The following is an 18,663-nucleotide window of genomic DNA, read 5'->3' as shown; positions in this document are numbered from 1 at the left end:
AGGGTGATCTTAATCTCACCCCACCACTTTATTTTTGCCATTTTCTTTGGCCTGAAATAAAGACTTGTCGGCTTTTTCAAGTAATGCTATCCATGAGGCTGCACCAACAGCCACACCTGCACTCACCGAAATCTGAATATTTTGATTTATCTCAGCAATGTAGAGTTCAGAGCTGCCAATTTCTTCAAGAATTTTATTCGCAATGATCCAAGCATCCTTAAAATCAACCTGCTCGATTAATACCAAAAACTCATCACCGCCATAACGTACAATTAAATTTGAAGTACACACACAAAATTGTAATTTTTCCGCAACCAGCCGAATAACTTCGTCGCCAATAATATGTCCAAACGTATCATTTACGTGTTTAAAATCATCAATATCGAAGATAATTAGGCCAGTTTTAGTAAATTTTTCAGGTTTCTTTTCCACATATTTAATATATTCATCCAAAGCCAAACGGTTGGATATACCGGTTAAAGTATCGGTATTGGCAATGTTTCTGAGCTGAAATTCTAGAGCGTCTCGTTGCTGTAACACGCGTTTTAACTTTTTAACTGCGTCCAGTAAAGTGATCGGATCAGCAGATGAATCTTCATCCTCATCATCTGTAATTTTATGCTGTGCCAAACGAAGAATGCTATTTTTGGCTTTAAGTAAAGGTTTAAATACCCAATTTCGCGCATAGATCATTGTAAAGCATGCCGTAACCAGACAAATTACCGCAACCAGTAACGTTAGGATAAATTGTTGCTGTGCTTGATTTTTTTGGTTTTCAGCAATGCTAACACTGTAATCTAAAATATAGGTTTGCAAATTTACCACGGTTACGAATTTATCAACCATTACTTCTGTCAATTGCGTACCAGTCAATGAATATGCCTGATTGTGCATGCTTTCATTAATTAAGCGCGTAACGATTGGAATACCTTGGTCTAAAAACTGTGCCTTTACTTGTTGATGCAAAGCTAAATATTCTGGAGTTTTAGCTTGTTCAGGTTGTAGGGTATTGACCAAGTCCCATAAATAATAGGCTTGATGTTGAGTCTGTAATGATCGAGCCAGATTATCCGCAGATATTTTTTCTGCAAAAGTAATGGATGCGATGATATTTGAGGCAATTCGCCCTGCCTGATCGCGTAAATCTGCCAGAATTAAAATGAGAGTGTAGTATTCAGAAACAGATGTACTTTCAGCTTCAGACTGTACCAATACATTTTTCAAAATGTCATGACAACTATCCCAAGCCGTGAACATTTGCTTAATCGCATTATCAAGCTGTTTTGAAGTCCGTTCAGATCGGGGGAAAGCAGCATAAGCATCTATAGCTTGACGACCTTGATGTAAAGTCACTTTTAAATTGGAAAATAAGCCTCGTACCTGAGCAGAAAAGCCCGCTGCTTCTAAAATCTGTAGGGTCTGCTCAATCTGTAAATCGACTTTTTTTCGATGTGCATGCAATTCTTGTAAATTTTCTGCTAATTCATCAGCGGTACTCGCCATTACCTTATTGGCAGGTGCTCTCTCGCGTGAAACTTTATTGGACAAATCTGCAACCGCACGTAGTGCAAAAATTTCAGTTAAGGCACGATCTGCTTTTTGATAACTCTGATAGCTACTGGTAATTAAGGGGACAGAAAGAAAAAGCAATGAGAATATAATAATCATCATCGACAAAAAAAGCCGTCGACCAATATGCTTCGAACGTAATTTATACATAATTTCAGTACGCTCCGCATAAAAATAACTGGCCAATCATCATGACGTTTCGTTTACAATACAATTGTATATATTACATTACTTTAATATTTAATAGACAAAATTTAACCAATTTTATTAACTCTATATCCCTTATCAATTACTTATATTATTTTGTGATAAGAAGTCACTTTTATATATTTTTTAATTTACTTAACTCTAATGAAGATAAAAGAATAAACCCAGTTTATCTAAAATATCTAAACTGAGTTGCTTGCGCTCACCCGCATCATCAGCGTCATGCATTTCCAGATTTAAAACAAACGCAGTAACCTGGCCATTCGGTTGTTCAACCCAACCGGTATACCAACCGACTTGTGGCTGAACATCCATTCCCCAGCCACTTTTAGCATATAGTTTTGTATTCCCTCGACGCTCTATAAAAAGCATCTCTTTCACTTGCTTTTGTACAGCAGCATCAAAAGGCAATTGCTCTGTTGCAAGCTGATAAGCAAATTTTGCCTCTTGTTCAGATGTGATTTTTAGAGGACCTACAAGCCAAAAATTATCAACCTGTTGACCAATTTTTTGATTTCCGAAACCCATACGTTGTATTTCTTGTTGCATTAAGTCCAGCCCAATACGTCTAGCCAGCTCTTGATAGACCGGAACTGCAGAGGCCTGCATTGCTTGCCCCAAAGTCATGTCTTTTTCCCAGGCAGCGAAAGTACGTTTCTTTCCATCCCATTTAAAAACTTCAGTTGCATTCACTTTATGGTGTTGCAAGCCAATCAAGGCATTTAACATTTTAAACGTTGAAGCTGGAATATAGGAATGATTGGCACGGGTTAAAGCATTTCCATAACTCTTGAACTGATGACCATCGTAAGTGATAAAGACTGCTTGTTTATTGGCCTGATTTAATAATGTGGCAATCTCAGCTGATCGCTCTGCTGTTATTCCGGAGATCGGTTTCAGCAGAAATAAATTTAAACTTTGATCTTTTCCCGTCTGGCAAGCAGTTAATTGCATAAAAACCATTACGCAGCTCAAGTAAAACAGTCCTTGTTTCATCTTTAAATCTCAAGAAAATAAATTGTTTATTTTTTATCAAATTTTATTGATTGATTTTGTATCAATTACACACATTTAAAATATTTTTACGACAGATCTAAGAAAATATTTACACGTGCCACAATTAAGTGCATAATGCACCTTATTAGGGCGAGTTAGAATCATTCCTCAGCAGGATTGTTAATTTTCCCGAGATTTTGGCTAAAAAACCTCAGTTTATTTGAAAACTGGGGTTTTTTATTGCCTAAAATTACTCATCAAAATGAAATTCAAATTATTTTCGCACTTAAATAGGGCAATAATAATAGAAATATTTCCGAATAGGTTTTTTGAATCATTAAACCTTGCAATAACTCGTTATGTAAAAAAAATTAATCTTGTTTGGATTTGAATGGGAGAGCAAATATTTGGATAGTTTCTTTATTAAATATGAAAACTCATTTAGAGATGCTTAGTTCAAAAAAAAGCCCAACCTTGGGGAAAGCTGGGCATATAAAAACAAAACTTATTCATGGAGAATCAGATCATCATCACATTATTTCAATGTAATACGACTTGATAGATAGATTATGGTAAAAAACACTAAATAAGTAAAGCCTATTGAAACACTATGGATTTACTTTAGTCACAATAATTACAGATAAATGTGAAATATTTCACAAATTCCCAATTAGTACGTTTGTTTTTTAAACAAAAAATATCCAATTTAAGTTTTATTTATTGTTTTAATCCAGAAAATATTACAAATATGATAATTAGTTGACTCTATACCAACACACATAAATTGTTTTTTACAATTAATATATACAAATCAATCTAATTTTACATTGTAAAGATTCATTTGAATTTTCTTAATTACAAGAAGGATAAGTTGCTTTAATGCACATATTCTTTTGTTCTGAAAAAAGTTTTTAAAGTTGACAGGCAATAAGCCGACTGTTTATTTTTTAACCAAATACATTATCTAGAGTAAAAGCCCAATAAAATAATGTTCTTTTAGTTCATTGACTTAATGTTTTGTTACAATACAATACCTGCTGTTTAATCCATTTTTAACAGAACTGGTATCTATTATGAAAAAACTCGGTTTAGCCACTGCTTTATTATTAGCCATGACCGGTGCTCAAGCGTACCAATTCGAAGTACAAGGTCAATCTGAGTACATCGACAACACTGTAAATGACAAAAACTTTACTGGTGCTGTACAAAGTACTTACTACTTTAAAGATGTTGATTCTTCAAAAGGTCCATTAGCTGAAGCAGCTTTCTTAAACCAAGCGTCTAACGTATCTGTAGCTTATAACTATGGTGAATATGACGTTGATGCTGATGGAACTGACATGGTAGCTCATACTTATGGTGCTAAAGCTGAAGTCTATGTTCCTACTAAATTTGTTCCTGCATACTTAAGCGCTTCTTACAACCACACTAAACTTGATGGTAAAGGCGGTCAATCTGATGACCAAGGCGACCGTTATGCATTAGAACTTGGTGCTCTTGTAATCCCTAACTTCTTGGTTGCAGTTGGTTATACAAGTGTTGCTAACGAATATTCTTTAGATGCTTTCAATATCATGAATAATGGTATTGCTAAGGCTACTTTAGAGTCTGACACTATTGCTGCCGACCAAGATGCGATCACTGCACGTACTAAATACGTAGGTGCGATTGACGGTACGAACATGTCAATCGGTTTCGAAAGCGGTTTAGTTTACGGTGAAGCTACTGCTTACAACCTAGGTACAACTCTTTTCGTTACACCTAAATTAAGCGTTGCTGCTTCTTACATGGAATCTAGCTTCGCTGGTTCTCCAGATAATGCTTGGGGTGCGAACGTAAACTATTTCATCACTCCTGCTGTTGCAGTGGGCGCATCTTACGTAAATGCTAATGCTGAAAAAGGTTCTGTATATGATACGGAAACTGTTGGTGTAAACGCTAAATTCCGTTTCTAATTTTTGATTAGAAAAAGAATTCAAAAAAGGACGCTTTATGCGTCCTTTTTTATTTTTTAGCTTTATTCAGAGGTTCGAACCAGACTTAAAAAATGTAAGTGGCGTTCATATTGATCAATAATATCTTGCAATAGATCATCTGAAGTCCAGTCCATCACATCATAGTTCTGACCACCTTCTCTTAAAAAAACTTCCGCTTGATAATAGGTTATTTCATTCGCGGTCATTTCTGGCATAAAACTCGGTGGAACAGTTTCTCGTATCACCACTTGATAGATAAAATTAATTTCATCGTGATGATCAACTCTCAATTCCAAGCCATCGGCAATCGAACCAATCGTCACCGTCAACTTACGCCGTTGAAACTCCTTTTGCACACTTTGAAAGGCCTTGGATACTTCAGTTTCAATATACTGTTTCACCTCTGCTTCAGTATGCGGATAATGCATAATCAAACCTAAACGCTGCTGCCAGCTGCGTGGGTTTTGGATTGCTCGTGGAGTAATGCGTGCCTCTTGTAATGCATTCATTTTAGTGACATCTAAATGTAAGGCTTTTAATAAGCCCCAACAAATAAACAGCATAATAAAAGTGAATGGCAAGGCGCTCATCATGGTGGCTGATTGTAATGCGCCTAATCCGCCTACTAACAGTAGAACAATCGCCAATACTGCCATCAGTACGGTCCAAAACAGCCTTTGCCAAGTGGGAGAATTTTCAGATTTTGCGGTTAAGTAATCGGTCACCAATGCACCCGAATCTGCGGAAGTCACAAAAAATAGCATTACCAGAAAAGTTGCCAACAAGCTCATGACGCTTGAAAAAGGCAAGCTGTGCAAGAACTCAAATAACGCGACCGATGAATCGCGTTGCACCGCCAAAACCAGAGAATGATTCGCTTCATGGAGAATGCTATATAATGCGGCATTTCCCATAAAACCCATCCAGATCAGGGTAAAACCGGTCGGAATCAGTAAAACACCAACAATAAATTCACGAATAGTGCGTCCTTTGGATACCCGGGCAATAAACATGCCCACAAATGGCGACCATGAAATCCACCATGCCCAATACATAATGGTCCAACCGCCAATCCAGCCATTGGGCTGATAGGCATATAAATTAAAGGTCATCGCGAATAAATTTGAGATGTATTGCCCGGCATTTTGAATGGTGGTTTGCAGCAAATAGATAGAAGAGCTGGCAAAAAATACGAATAGCAGTAAAATCAGTGCCAGAATTAAATTAAGTTCAGATAGCCGTTTAATCCCTTTATCTAAGCCTAAAAATACCGACATTGAAGCCATGGCACTGACCACGATAATCAAGATCACTTGGGTAGTAGGTGCTTGCTGAATTCCAAACAGATAGTTCAGCCCGGAATTGATTTGCGTTACCCCAAAGCCCAAGGTGGTAGCGACACCAAAAACTGTCCCGATCGTGGCAAAGGTATCCACTGCATCCCCGATCGGACCATGAATTTTTTGACCGATCATCGGGTATAAAGCAGAACGAATTTTTAGTGGCAGATTATGGCGATAAGCAAAATAAGCCAGTGCCAATCCCACCACAGTATAAATTGCCCAGGCATGAAAGCCCCAATGAAAGAAAGTCACACGCATAGACTGCTGTGCGGCTTGAATCGTTTCGCCCGCACCTTCTGGCGGTGATACATAATGCATTACCGGCTCGGCCACCCCAAAGAACATCAGACCAATCCCCATACCTGCCGTAAATAGCATGGCAAACCAGGAACCATTGCTATAATTGGGTTGGCTATGATCAGGACCCAGTTTAATTTTGCCCATGTCCGATAGCGCAATATAAATCAGTAAAATAAGAAATATCGCGACCGATAACACATAGAACCAACTAAAAGAATCTGTAACCCACTGATTAAGGTGTTTGGTAATAAGCTCAAATGAGTTGGGGGCTAAAACAACCACTATCAGGAAGATAGAAATAATAGTGACCGTACTTAAAAACACATTTGGATTGACGTTAGCAAACCAGGATGGATTTTTGGAAGGCATACATCCTCCATTTTATATTTTAATTAATGTGACAGACCAGCAGGTCAAACAAAGCATTTATCGAGGATAAATAAAAGATGAGTTAAGTAGAAATGAATTAAAACTCAAACGCATCATAAATTAATGACCGGAATAGCGCAGTTACATTCCTGTAACATTCTCAAAAGCCCAGATTATTTGTTGGTTTTATCGCGATTGGGTAAATGTGCAATATATTGCAGGGCAATTAAACGTGACACAATCAGTGCCAAATACATAACCCCACAAAACATTTGCATCACAGCCAACACCCGTGCCGGTGCACTCATCGGCATTAAATCAGCCAAGCCTGTTGCCGACTGCAAACTAAAACTTAAAAACAATAAATCCAGCCAGGTTTGTAAACCGCTCATATTTGGATTGTGAAAACTGCCCGGCACCAACAACTGGCAAATGTTATATAAAAAGGCAAAACCCCAAGCAAGCAGCGTAAATACCGCACCTGCCGCAAACAGTTCATCTATAGTTAAATAACGGTCTTCAAACATATAACGCAATAATCCATATGCGGCACTAAAATAGGCTGCAGCCTCGAAACCATGCGCTATCACTTGAATCATTGGATGATCTATACCCAATAAAATCAGTGAAGAAAAAACGACGGCTCCACCCACAAAACTTAAGCCTAAAAATGTAAACATCGGTGTTTGTCGAATAACTTTGGCAATCACCAATAAAACCAAAACCCCTAAAAGCCAGGTCAATGTCCGATAAGTCGTACTGTAATTGACGGCCACAGATAATATTAAAATGAAAAATTGCAACAAGATCAGCCACGCCGAAGGTAATAAGCGGAAAATCTTCCAAACATCAATAAACGCCTGCATTCATAACTCCAAGACATTGCTGTTTTTGTTTATCATGGTGTTTTCTTTGTTTTCATCTGATGAACTTAGCACGAACTAAACACAATACCAGCAATACATTTGTATGAAAATCATCAAGAAATTCATTCATAAATATTCTAAATTGAATTTTAAAAATTGAATTCGTGAAGCAAAAAAATAAAAATCAGCTTCAAATAAACCTATTAAATTTGAAACAAGAGCTTATTAATCAAGCGCATCATAAATATTCAGACAATAAAAAAGTCCCCGCAGGGACTTTTTTATCGGTTCAATTTTGAGTCTTAGTGATCCGATGCTCCAGAGATACCAATACCCGTTTGTGAACGAACATACTGTGCGTCAAATGCTTTACGTTCTGCTTGTGCACGTGCTGAATTATCAGTCACAGAGAACAACCAGCAGCAGAAGAACGACAATGGCATAGCGAAGATCGCAGGACCATTAAACGGATTGATTGGTGTATCAGAGATACCTAATGTATCCACCCAAACGGCTTTAGATAGAACAATCAAGAGCACTGCAAGCGCTAAACCTACTACCCCACCAATGACCGCACCGCGCGTAGTTAAGCCTTTCCAGAACATTGAAAGTACAAGTACCGGGAAGTTGGCACATGCAGCCACAGAGAATGCCAAACCAACCATAAAGGCAACGTTTTGTTTCTCGAACAAAATACCTAAAATCATCGCAAAGATTGCAAGACCTAAAGTCGCAATTTTTGACATACGAAGTTCAGATTCAGGGGTCGTTTGACCTTTTTTGAATACGTTTGCATACAAGTCATGTGAAATTGCTGAAGCACCAGACAAGGTCAAACCTGCAACTACAGCAAGAATCGTTGCGAATGCCACTGCTGAAATGAAGCCCATGAACAAGTCGCCGCCAAGCGCATCACTTAAGTGCACTGCAGCCATGTTGTTACCACCAACAAGTTCTAACTTGCCGGTCAGTGCCATTTTTGCCACATCAAGGAATTGCGGGTTATTCGATACATAAAGGATCGCACCGAAACCAATGATGAAAGTTAAAAGGTAGAAATAACCAATGAAACCTGTGGCAACCACAACTGACTTACGAGCTTCTTTAGCATCTTTCACGGTGAAGAAACGCATCAAGATATGAGGTAAACCTGCAGTACCAAACATCAATGCCAGACCGAGTGAAATAGCATCTAGAGGATTGGCTGCTAGCTTACCTGGCCCCATGATATTGCCGGCTTCAGTCAAACTTACTTCATGTACTTTAGAGAAGATTTGAATCGATTGTTCAAACATTTCAGTGAAGCTAAAGCCCACGCCTTTCATGACCATAAATGCCATAAAGGTCGCGCCTGAAAGTAACATCACCGCTTTAATGATCTGTACCCAAGTGGTTGCCAGCATACCGCCGAAAATTACGTAAGCCATCATTAATAGACCAACGATGACAACAGCAATGTTGTAGTTCAAACCAAAGAGCAGTTTGATGAGCTGGCCTGCACCAACCATCTGAGCAATTAAGTAGAACGCAACAACCACAAGTGAGCTCACGGCTGCCAAGGTACGTACCGGCTTTTCTGCCAAACGGAAAGACACCACGTCAGATAAGTTGAATTTACCTAAGTTACGCAGACGTTCAGCCACCAAGAACAATACGATTGGCCAACCTACCATAAAGCCGAGTGAGTAAAGTAAACCGTCAAAACCTGAACTAAAAACAAGTGCAGAAATCCCGAGGAAGGATGCGGCAGACATATAGTCACCGGCAATCGCCAAACCATTTTGGAAACCTGAAATACCGCCACCGGCAGTATAGAAATCTGTAGTACTGGTGGTTTGTTTCGCTGCCCATTTGGTAATCACCAAGGTGAAAGCGACAAAAATCACGAACATGATAATGGCATGCCAGTTGGTCGCTTGCTGTTCAGCAGCCCCAAGATCTGGACCAGCCATGACCATACCCGACATGAGCAGCGTTGATGCTGCTAAGGCCTGAGCCTTTAATGAATTCCATTTCATATTAGTGCGGTCCTTTTGCGTTAGCAATTGCTTCTACTTCTCTCATTGCTTCTTTTGTTAACGGATCTAACTTATTGTTAGCAATATAGGAATACACGCCACAAAGTATAAATGATAATACGATGATGCTTAGACCTAGTGGTATTCCCCAAGTTGTTACACCACCACTAAAAGAACTCATTAAGAATTCTTTGTTATAACCGACGAGCAGCATGAAACCCACGTAGACGAACAACATAATTGCTGTAAGTGTCCAGCTCAGTGTGCTTTTTTTACTGACCATCTGTTTAAATTTTGGATTTTGTAGAATTTGCTCTACCTGTCTCTCATCCATAACAATGCTCCTGTGTGCACCCAATCTTAGGTGCTATTTTTAATTCGAATTATTACGTTGTATAACTTAACAATCTTGTTGGGTTGTTGTAATTAATACTTTGGTCGTTAAATTTTGATCAATTAAGCGGTCAGATTATCAGATAGGGTATCATTACGACATAGTTTTACACTGTAGGCAATATGAACAGCTGGCTTATTATCGGGGTTCTCGCCCTTTATATCGCATTACTTTTTATCTGTGCATTTTTTGGGGAAAAACATGCAAGTCGATTAAGTACCCGCGGTCGCATGCTACTTTTTAGTTTAACTTTAGGGGTTTACTGTTCATCTTGGACATTTTATGGTGCGACTGGTGCCGCTGTTCGTGAAGGGATTATTTTCCTGCCAATTTACTTAGGACCGTTAATTTTTGTCGGACTCGGTTACGATATTTGGCGACGCTTGGGTCGAGTACGTCAACATCATGCCATTTCCTCCATTGCCGACTTTGTTGCCGCGCGTTATGGCAAAAGCGGAACATTGGCATCCCTGGTTACCATTCTTGCCGTCATCGCGATTATTCCTTATTTGGCCTTGCAGCTGAGAGCGATTGCCTTAAGTGCCGCCGTGATTCTGCAACAGGACTCGGGCATAGAAAGCACGACCAATGGCGTGCTGTTCTTAACTGGGATATTGGCCATTTTAGCCATGATTTTTGGAACCCGACAAATTGCCAATACCGAACAGCATGGCGGTTTAATGCTGGCGGTGGCATTTGAGTCCTTTGTTAAACTGTTTGCTTTACTCTGTGTTGCCTTATTTTTTGTGTTTGATTCTCCGGGAAATCTGGCGCAAATTTCAAATGATGTCGCTAATACATTTAAAGAGGTCCAACTGTTTGGTGTACCGGAAACTTTTTGGGTACAAACGGTATTGGCAGCCCTTGCGATCATTTGTTTGCCACGCCAATTCCATGTGGCTGTGGTTGAACTACGCGATGAAAAACATATTCGTGGGGCACGTCGCTGGTTTGCCACTTATCTAATCCTGACCACCATCGCGATTATTCCCATTGCCAGTTGGGCATTACATGCAGCCCCGCACTTTTTAGCCATTCCCGATGTTGCCGTGCTGTCATTACCGCTCAGTTATAATCAGGAATGGTTAACCTTATTGGCCTTTCTGGGTGGTTTTTCTGCATCAACCGGCATGTTGCTGGTGTCATCGGTCGCTTTGTCGATTATGCTCAGTAATGACCTGATTATGCCGGCTCTCTGGCGCACAGGCATAATTTCACGTCACGACAAACGTCTGCCGTTGGTACTCAAATTCACCCGTCGCGTCTGTATTTTAGCGGTCATGTTGCTGGGCTTCCTGTTCTTCCATTTCTTTAATGACATCGACCAACTTTCTGTTTTTGGCTTGCTGGCATTTAGTGCAGTGGCACAATTCTCTCCTGCCCTGATTGGTGGACTGTATTGGCGTGGCGGTAGCAAGCAGGGGGTTTATGCAGGTCTGATTACCGGCTTCGTAATATGGGCATATACCTTGCTGTTACCCACCGTATTGCGTAGCTTGCCTGCTGAATACAGCCAGTTTACCCAACAATTCCTGAGTCTGGGGCCTTTGGGCATTAACTGGTTACGTCCAGAAGCTTTACTCGGTTTTCAGTCTTTTGCCGCATTGACCCATGGCGTGATTTGGTCTTTAGGTCTGAATATCCTGTTATATGTTTGGGTCTCTCGAATTTTTCGCCCCAGTATTGCGGAACAGATTCAAGCGGAAAGTTTCTTCTATTATGAAACCAAGCCCTTGCCGGCACACACAAGCTCGACGGACATTACCTACCTCAATCATGATGTGGCCCGTCTGAAAGTTGGGGATTTAATTGCCCTGGCCAAACGGATTACCGGTGAAGGACCTACTACCAAAGCCTTTCACCAATTCTGTGCGCAAAACAATGTCATCCTGAACGAGAACAGCAGTGCCAATGGCATGTGGTGGCGCTTCACCGAACAGTATCTGGCAGGAACCATCGGTTCAGCTTCTGCGCGTACACTGCTCACCACGGCAATGGTGAATAATGGTTTAGCCCTTGGTCAGGTTGCAAACATTCTGGATCAGGCTTCACAATGGCAGCGTTTTAACCAAAACCTGATCATGACCATGATTGACCATATGACCCAAGGGGTCAGCGTGGTGGATGAAAATATGTGTCTGGTGGCCTGGAACAATCAATACCTGAAACTGTTCGACTATCCAAAAGACATTGTCTATGTCGGTTGTCCAATTGCAGATCTAATTCGCTATAACGCAGAACGTGGTGAATGCGGCCCGGGTTCAGTTGAAGAACATGTGCGTAAACGGATTCACTGGATGGCGATGGGGAGCGCCCATGAATTTGAACGGATCCGTAAAGATGGTCGGGTGATTCAGATGCGCGGAAATCCGATTGAAGGCGGTGGTTTCGTGACCACTTTTGCCGATATTACCGCATTCCGTGAAAATGAAGCCGTACTTGAAGGGCGAGTTCAAGATCGAACCCAACAGCTCGCCAATGCGCTTTCCGAGCAGCAATTGGCACGCGAACAAGCTGACCGCGCCAATATGTCAAAAAGTCGCTTTATTGCAGCAGCGAGTCATGATTTATTACAACCGATGCATGCCGCACGTTTGTTTAGTACCGCTTTAGAACAAAGCGTGCAGTCCGATGAAGACCGCAAAACCTTACAACAACTTGATCGTGCCTTGCATGGTGCAGAAAGTATGTTGTCTGCCCTGCTTGATATTGCGCGTTTGGAAGGTGGGACGATTCAACCTAAGCGTCAATCTTATCCCCTGCATGACTTGCTGAGTGATTTAGAACTGCAATTTAAATCCATCGCTGCACAACGTGGGATTAAATTGAGTGTACATGATGCGCAATTCTGGATTGATACCGATCCGCAATGGATTCGACGTATTATTCAAAACTTCGTCAGCAATGCCTTGCGTTATACCGCCAAAGGTCGCGTGATTGTCGGTGTGCTGCGTTCTGCAGAAAAACCCAACAACATTCGGATTGGTGTCTGGGATACCGGTCCGGGTATTGCAGAAGAACAACGGATTAAGCTGTTCCAGGAATTCGAGCGCTGCGGTCATACCTCACCTTGGGGTGAACAAGGTCTGGGCTTAGGCTTAGCCATTGTACAGCGTATGACCAGTCTGCTGGACTATCCGGTACATGTCTATTCCGAATATGGTAAAGGCTCTTGCTTCATGATTGAAGTACCGATTGTGAAAGCGCCAAAAGTGGTGGCAACGCCGGTTCAGGCGACTCCGCTGAAAAGCAAAGCCTATAAAATTTTATGCTTAGACAATGATGAAACCATTTTGGAAGGCATGTCGACTTTGCTGAGCAAATGGGGCTATCAAGTGTTTAAAGCGACTGAACCTGAACAGGCGCTACAACTCATTCAGCAAGAAAACATTCAGGTGTGGTTGGTCGACCAGCACTTGAATAACAATAAAATCGGTTTGGATTTCATTCTGGAAAACCGTCAAGAGCAAGTTCCTGTAGCGCTGATTACTGCAGATTCTGATCCTGAACTTCCACAATATTTGAAAGAAATGAATATTGTGCTGCTGAAAAAACCGTTAAAACCGGCATCGCTTCGTTCATGGTTATCTGGATTAAAAATTTCCAGTCCTTAAACCTAAATCCTAAACTCAGACGTCCATTTCAGATTGATGAAATGGACGTTTTTTTACACAAATACACCTATGATTACGGGTACTGGCAATTTATTTTTTCATTTAGGCAAAACTGTTCAAAAAGTCTTAGTTTAAGCACTGCTGCATTGACCAAAAACTCCAAGTTCGTACTTTCTATGGCAAAGAACATCAAAATTTAAATATACACTTGTATACTTGGTTACAATTTTACAAGTTTTTATTATTAAAAGTATTTTTTTGATAAAAGTTGCATCTATAACTTTAGTCGTATTCCGTTTGTCATCATCCTGGCTCATATATGAGAGCAACAAATGATCAGTTTAATCTGTCTATCAGTACCTACATAAAACGCTGCCCAAGAAACTGATCATCATAGAAAAATACAGGAGTTTAAGATGAACATTTCTGAAGCCGGAAGCCATAACGTAGATCAATGGCAACAATTTTACCGTCAATATGGTGCCAATGCCCTGTTACCCGAAATTCAATGGACTGAATTGTTTAAGCCCAGCCACTTGAAGGATATTCATATTCAGGCATTAAACGCCCTGTATCAAAGTGCAGTTCCACTTGCATTACAAGTGTTCGATGAATTGAATTTTGATGTTTTCAGCCCTGCCGCATACAAACCCCAAGGCTTGGGTCTATTTGATCGACTGGCTGAACAAGAAGATAAGCTGATTCAGTCCTTAAAAGCCGAATCTAAAGACTTGACTGATCAAGTGCGTCACCAGATTTGGAGCATGCTATTACGTGGTGGTGCGGTACTGGTCTTTAAAGCATGGCTAGGTAAAGTAAAAACCGATGAGAATATGTTAGATACCACACAATTTGATGAATTGTCTGATCTGCTTTTTATTAAAACCCCACCTTTTGAATTGGCAAAACGTTTAGGTGTAAATGCGCAGGCCAATGAAGATCATATTTTCCTGCTGTATGGCAGTGATGTCTATTTAGACCGTTTTAACAGCTTGGAAACTGCAGCCTTATTTGTCGATTTAGGCGTATATGATGCTGCATTTTTAAGTTTACGAGATGACAGCGTGGCTGAATACCTGAAAGAGAAAGCCTATGTCTCTCAAGAGCAAATTGATGATCTGCAATGTGCATTAAATCCATTATTTTGCACCGACCACACTCCCAGACAAAGCTGTGTCGCGTAATCTAAAGCACTAAATGCTTTGACTTTTAAAATCTCCCTCACAATGAAAAAGGCACTTCCATGAAGTGCCTTTTTCGTTCAATGCTGGGTTCAGCAGATTACATTTTTTTTTCTTCGATATTTAAAGCACTGATTGCCAATACCGCCTGAGTACGGTTTTGCACATTCAATTTACGGAAAATCGCAGTGACATGCGCTTTAATGGTTGCTTCAGAGACATCAAGCTCATACGCAATCTGTTTATTCAGCAAACCTTCAGCCACCATCATCAATACACGGAATTGTTGCGGTGTCAGCGATTGAATACGTTCTGCAAGGGCAGTTTCATCTGCTGCACGTGGATCAAAATTCAGATTGGCAGGCAAGTTTGGCGGTAACCAGATTTCACCTTCCAGTACCTGACGGATCGCCTCACCAATATGGCTTGGATGTGCTGATTTAGGAATATAGCCCATTGCACCATGCGCAATCGCACGTTGAATAATTGAAGTTTCTTCATGTGCAGAAACCACAATAATTGGAATCGAGGGATATTGTGCACGAACGTGAACCAAAGCTGAAAAGCCCGAAGCCCCTGGCAAATTTAAATCTAATAAAACCAAATCCGGTTCTGGTCCGTTATCTAAGCGTTCATACAACTCATTTACTGCAGCCGTTTCGTGAATTTGAGCTTGCGGTAAGCTGTAACGAACGGCCTGAATTAAGGCATGACGAAACAACGGATGGTCATCAACGATTAAAATATTCATAAGCGACATGAAGGATCTTGTGCACAGTGGTTTCTATTCTAACCATAGTCACACATCTAAGGATATGCAAGATCTCACTATTTTTGCATTTAAGCTGATATTCGCAGTAAGAAATTAGCAAAACTGTGTATTTTCTTAATTTGTTTAAACCTAATCACTTTTTCATATAAATTTTATCGTATAAAGAAAAATGCTTATTAAAAGTCAAGATAAATTTATAAATCAAACCATTAACGACCCTTTAAAGCTTACTTAATGACAATTTTCTGTATATCTCAAAATCAGATAACTTTTCTGTATTTGCTTATTTTACAGGATATCTCAGGTATTGATTAATAAACACATTCCGAGATTTTATTGTTTTAGGTTATTCCGAGATGTCTATTTTAAATACACAAAAGCCCTTAAATATTGTTGCTGTATCAGGTGGTTTAAACAACCCATCAAAAACTGAAGCTTTGGTTCAAGCGATTCTGGACGAACTGGGTGAAGCAACACCAATTAATGTGCATTTTATTAAATTCAGCGAAATTGGACATTTGTTGGGTGGTGCGATCTACCGCAATCAATTACCACAACGGGTACAAGATGACTTGGCTGCCGTAGAAGCAGCAGATGCGCTAATTGTAGGTACGCCAGTGTACCGCGCATCATTTACCGGTCTATTTAAACATTTCTTTGATTTTGTAGAACAAACAGCATTGGTTGATGTTCCGGTTCTTCTTGCGGCTTCAGGCGGTTCTGAACGTCATGCCTTGGTTCTTGAGCACCAGTTACGTCCGTTGTTTAGTTTCTTCCAGGCGCAAACTTTGCCTATCGGTGTATATGCAACAGACCGTGATTTCACACCTGAATACACCATTCACAGCGAATTCTTGCGTGACCGTATTACTTTGGCAGTGGCACGTGCTTTACCAATTCTTGAATGGGCGCCAGCAAAAGGCCAACGCGCAGAAGTGGTGAAAGAGAAAACCCAACAAGCCAACCAAAACCTGGGCATTAATAAACAAATCCAGCAGGAAGAAGTACTTCCTTCAGCGGCAGTGCCAAACTTGGATGCAGCAGAATCTCGCCTACACAGCAAAAAAGCACCGAAGGCTCAAGTCGCTTAAGCAGCGACTTCTACCTCGAGGGTTTAGATATGTCACAACAACAAGCACAGCAAGACAACAACATAAAATTTGCCTATTGGGTACCGAATGTCAGTGGCGGTTTGGTGATCAGTAATATCGAACAACGCACCGATTGGAGCTATGAGTACAACGTACGCTTAGCCCAAGCGGCAGAAAAAAGTGGTTTTGAGTATGCACTGACGCAGATTCGTTTTACTGCTGGCTACAACGCAGAAAATCAACATGAGTCTGTAAGCTTCAGTCACGGCATTTTGGCAAAAACTGAACGCTTAAAAGTGATTGCGGCGATTTTGCCCGGCCCTTGGAAACCCGCGCTTGCTGCAAAACAATTAGCAACGATTGATCATCTCACAAATGGTCGTATCGCAATTAACGTGGTCAGTGGCTGGTTCCGCGGTGAATTTGATGCGATTGGCGAAGAATGGCCAGAACACGATCAGCGTTATGTCCGTTCAGAAGAATTTATTCGTTCTTTAAAAGGAGTCTGGACTCAAGATAATTTCAGTTTTGATGGCAAGTATTATCAATTCAAGGATTACACCCTCAGTCCAAAACCGGTGCAACAGCCACATATTGAAATCTTCCAAGGTGGCAGTTCACGTGCTGCACGTGATATGGCTTCGCGTGTTTCAGATTGGTACTTTACCAATGGCAACACGCCTGAAGAAATTAAAAAGCAAATCGATGATATTCGAGAAAAGGCTAAAGCTAATAATCACAGTGTGAAAATTGGGGTCAATGCGTTCATTATTGCCCGTGATACAGCAGAAGAAGCACAATCCGTTCTGCAAGAAATTGTGGATAGAGCCAATATCCAAGCTGTGAATGCTTTTGGCGATGCTACCCGTGAGGCAGGTGCTTCAACATTAGAGGGTGAAGGAAACTGGGCGAAATCGACTTTTGAAGATTTAGTGCAGTATAACGATGGCTTTAAAACCAATCTGATTGGTACTCCGCAACAAATTGCAGAGCGTATTCTGGAATTGAAAGCAGTCGGTGTCGATTTGGTGCTTTCAGGCTTCTTACACTTTATTGAGGAAGTCGAGTATTTCGGTGCGAAGGTGTTGCCTCTGGTTCGTGAACTTGAAGCAAAACAGCAGCAACAACGGGTTCAAGCCAGGTCTGCTTAACTACAGTTGAAAATAACAAGAAGAATAAAAAGCAGCTCCATTTCTCCCTCAAGGCTCGGCTTGAGGGCTTTTTTATTCTTATAAATAACTTAAATGGATGATAACAAGTTCATTTCGTATAAGAGATTGATGTTAAATAAATTACATAAGTAGAAAGGATGCAATATGAGAGGACTTTTAGTCTTGGTCATAATAAAATTTTAGATAATAAAAAACCCCAGCATCCTGCCCGGGGTTTTTCGTATTGGTTCGCTTGGTATAACTCCTGTCGTACCTTGCAGTCCTTGTGCGATCTATTCTTTTTATTCTGTAGAACTTCCTGTTCTCTATGGCCCCATCATAGGAAATTAAAGTCTAGTCGCCTAGCCGCAAAGGGACGAGATTGATGTGAGCAAATGCGTACAAGATCGGCTAAAAACCGTTCCCTTTTTATCCGCAGAAATGGGGGGAGTTTCGGACGCGAGGACATTGAAAAAAGCTTTAATTTGATTGCTTATTGATCAATTTTATTGGCGAAAGCTTATAGCTTTGCTTAAAAAGAAACCGACTTGTTTCCAAGCCGGCTTTTTGCTGTTTTTCAGGTCGGTCAAAATTTTTTTAAATACATGAAAAACAAAGGTTTTATGAAACGCTGTTATTCACCAATTAAAATATCTATGCGATAAACCATTTAAAATGTCCTGTTTTTAACGACAAGAGTCAAGCACAGGATTGAGATTTCGTTGTTCAATGATGGCTCTCTGAGCTTTACGACTCGGCATACTTTTCTGGGCCCGGGAACGTTTATTCTGTTTTTCCAACTCTTCATGTTGTTGC

General features: G+C 40.5%; 12 protein-coding genes. 5 read left to right on the top strand and 7 right to left on the bottom strand.

The annotated features are described in order from the left end of the window. Positions 1-15 precede the first annotated feature (15 nt). Both ACP69Y_RS03060 and blaOXA read right to left on the bottom strand, forming a co-directional pair. Complete coding sequence (locus ACP69Y_RS03060) at positions 16-1,671, bottom strand: diguanylate cyclase (RefSeq protein WP_425916100.1); 1,656 nt, start codon at positions 1,669-1,671, stop codon at positions 16-18. A 246-nt stretch (positions 1,672-1,917) separates the two neighbouring features. Further along, the gene (gene blaOXA / locus ACP69Y_RS03055) at positions 1,918-2,772 is read right to left on the bottom strand and encodes a class D beta-lactamase (RefSeq protein WP_425916098.1); all 855 of its coding nucleotides are present in this window, start codon (positions 2,770-2,772) and stop codon (positions 1,918-1,920) included. Between the two features lie 1,073 nt (positions 2,773-3,845). On the opposite strand from blaOXA, the gene omp33-36 reads away from it, so the two are divergent. Next, entirely contained in the window at positions 3,846-4,727 is an 882-nt protein-coding gene (omp33-36, locus tag ACP69Y_RS03050) for a porin Omp33-36 (protein WP_425916096.1), read from the top strand. 62 nt (positions 4,728-4,789) lie between these two features. Here omp33-36 and ACP69Y_RS03045 read toward each other — a convergent pair whose 3' ends face one another. The 4 genes from ACP69Y_RS03045 to ACP69Y_RS03030 form a co-directional block, all read right to left on the bottom strand. Continuing rightward, positions 4,790-6,760 (bottom strand): BCCT family transporter, encoded by a 1,971-nt coding sequence (locus ACP69Y_RS03045; RefSeq protein WP_425916094.1) that lies wholly within the window; start codon positions 6,758-6,760, stop codon positions 4,790-4,792. Between the two features lie 173 nt (positions 6,761-6,933). Continuing rightward, positions 6,934-7,626 carry an ion channel gene (locus ACP69Y_RS03040; protein WP_425916092.1) on the bottom strand — a complete coding sequence of 231 codons (693 nt, stop codon included), beginning with the start codon at positions 7,624-7,626 and terminating at the stop codon, positions 6,934-6,936. 302 nt (positions 7,627-7,928) lie between these two features. Then, entirely contained in the window at positions 7,929-9,644 is a 1,716-nt protein-coding gene (locus tag ACP69Y_RS03035; RefSeq protein WP_425916090.1) for a cation acetate symporter, read from the bottom strand. 1 nt (position 9,645) lies between these two features. Then, positions 9,646-9,978 carry a DUF485 domain-containing protein gene (locus ACP69Y_RS03030; RefSeq protein ID WP_131215340.1) on the bottom strand — a complete coding sequence of 111 codons (333 nt, stop codon included), beginning with the start codon at positions 9,976-9,978 and terminating at the stop codon, positions 9,646-9,648. A gap of 182 nt (positions 9,979-10,160) precedes the next feature. Between ACP69Y_RS03030 and ACP69Y_RS03025 the strand changes: the two genes are divergently transcribed. After that, on the top strand, positions 10,161-13,652 hold the full coding sequence (locus ACP69Y_RS03025) for a hybrid sensor histidine kinase/response regulator (protein WP_425916088.1): 3,492 nt from the start codon (positions 10,161-10,163) through the stop codon (positions 13,650-13,652). Positions 13,653-14,068: 416 nt separating this feature from the next. Continuing rightward, on the top strand, positions 14,069-14,836 hold the full coding sequence (locus ACP69Y_RS03020; RefSeq protein ID WP_425916086.1) for a hypothetical protein: 768 nt from the start codon (positions 14,069-14,071) through the stop codon (positions 14,834-14,836). Between the two features lie 97 nt (positions 14,837-14,933). Here ACP69Y_RS03020 and ACP69Y_RS03015 read toward each other — a convergent pair whose 3' ends face one another. After that, entirely contained in the window at positions 14,934-15,584 is a 651-nt protein-coding gene (locus ACP69Y_RS03015; protein WP_131292605.1) for a response regulator, read from the bottom strand. Between the two features lie 377 nt (positions 15,585-15,961). On the opposite strand from ACP69Y_RS03015, the gene msuE reads away from it, so the two are divergent. Both msuE and sfnG read left to right on the top strand, forming a co-directional pair. Continuing rightward, entirely contained in the window at positions 15,962-16,696 is a 735-nt protein-coding gene (msuE, locus tag ACP69Y_RS03010) for an FMN reductase (protein ID WP_425916084.1), read from the top strand. Between the two features lie 29 nt (positions 16,697-16,725). Continuing rightward, the gene (gene sfnG / locus ACP69Y_RS03005; RefSeq protein ID WP_425916082.1) at positions 16,726-17,847 is read left to right on the top strand and encodes a dimethylsulfone monooxygenase SfnG; all 1,122 of its coding nucleotides are present in this window, start codon (positions 16,726-16,728) and stop codon (positions 17,845-17,847) included. Positions 17,848-18,663 lie beyond the last annotated feature (816 nt).

It is taken from the genome of Acinetobacter sp. TSRC1-2 (genome assembly GCF_049895885.1).
GTDB lineage: Bacteria > Pseudomonadota > Gammaproteobacteria > Pseudomonadales > Moraxellaceae > Acinetobacter.
This window is presented reverse-complemented; position numbering and strand designations above follow the sequence as displayed.

Excerpts from the sequence above, each read along its gene's own strand:
- ACP69Y_RS03060 (WP_425916100.1), bottom strand. The coding sequence starts at position 1,671 with ATGATGATTATTATATTCTCATTGCTTTTTCTTTCTGTCCCCTTAATT.
- blaOXA (WP_425916098.1), bottom strand. The coding sequence starts at position 2,772 with ATGAAACAAGGACTGTTTTACTTGAGCTGCGTAATGGTTTTTATGCAA.
- omp33-36 (WP_425916096.1), top strand. The coding sequence starts at position 3,846 with ATGAAAAAACTCGGTTTAGCCACTGCTTTATTATTAGCCATGACCGGT.
- ACP69Y_RS03045 (WP_425916094.1), bottom strand. The coding sequence starts at position 6,760 with ATGCCTTCCAAAAATCCATCCTGGTTTGCTAACGTCAATCCAAATGTG.
- ACP69Y_RS03040 (WP_425916092.1), bottom strand. The coding sequence starts at position 7,626 with ATGCAGGCGTTTATTGATGTTTGGAAGATTTTCCGCTTATTACCTTCG.
- ACP69Y_RS03035 (WP_425916090.1), bottom strand. The coding sequence starts at position 9,644 with ATGAAATGGAATTCATTAAAGGCTCAGGCCTTAGCAGCATCAACGCTG.
- ACP69Y_RS03030 (WP_131215340.1), bottom strand. The coding sequence starts at position 9,978 with ATGGATGAGAGACAGGTAGAGCAAATTCTACAAAATCCAAAATTTAAA.
- ACP69Y_RS03025 (WP_425916088.1), top strand. The coding sequence starts at position 10,161 with ATGAACAGCTGGCTTATTATCGGGGTTCTCGCCCTTTATATCGCATTA.
- ACP69Y_RS03020 (WP_425916086.1), top strand. The coding sequence starts at position 14,069 with ATGAACATTTCTGAAGCCGGAAGCCATAACGTAGATCAATGGCAACAA.
- ACP69Y_RS03015 (WP_131292605.1), bottom strand. The coding sequence starts at position 15,584 with ATGAATATTTTAATCGTTGATGACCATCCGTTGTTTCGTCATGCCTTA.
- msuE (WP_425916084.1), top strand. The coding sequence starts at position 15,962 with ATGTCTATTTTAAATACACAAAAGCCCTTAAATATTGTTGCTGTATCA.
- sfnG (WP_425916082.1), top strand. The coding sequence starts at position 16,726 with ATGTCACAACAACAAGCACAGCAAGACAACAACATAAAATTTGCCTAT.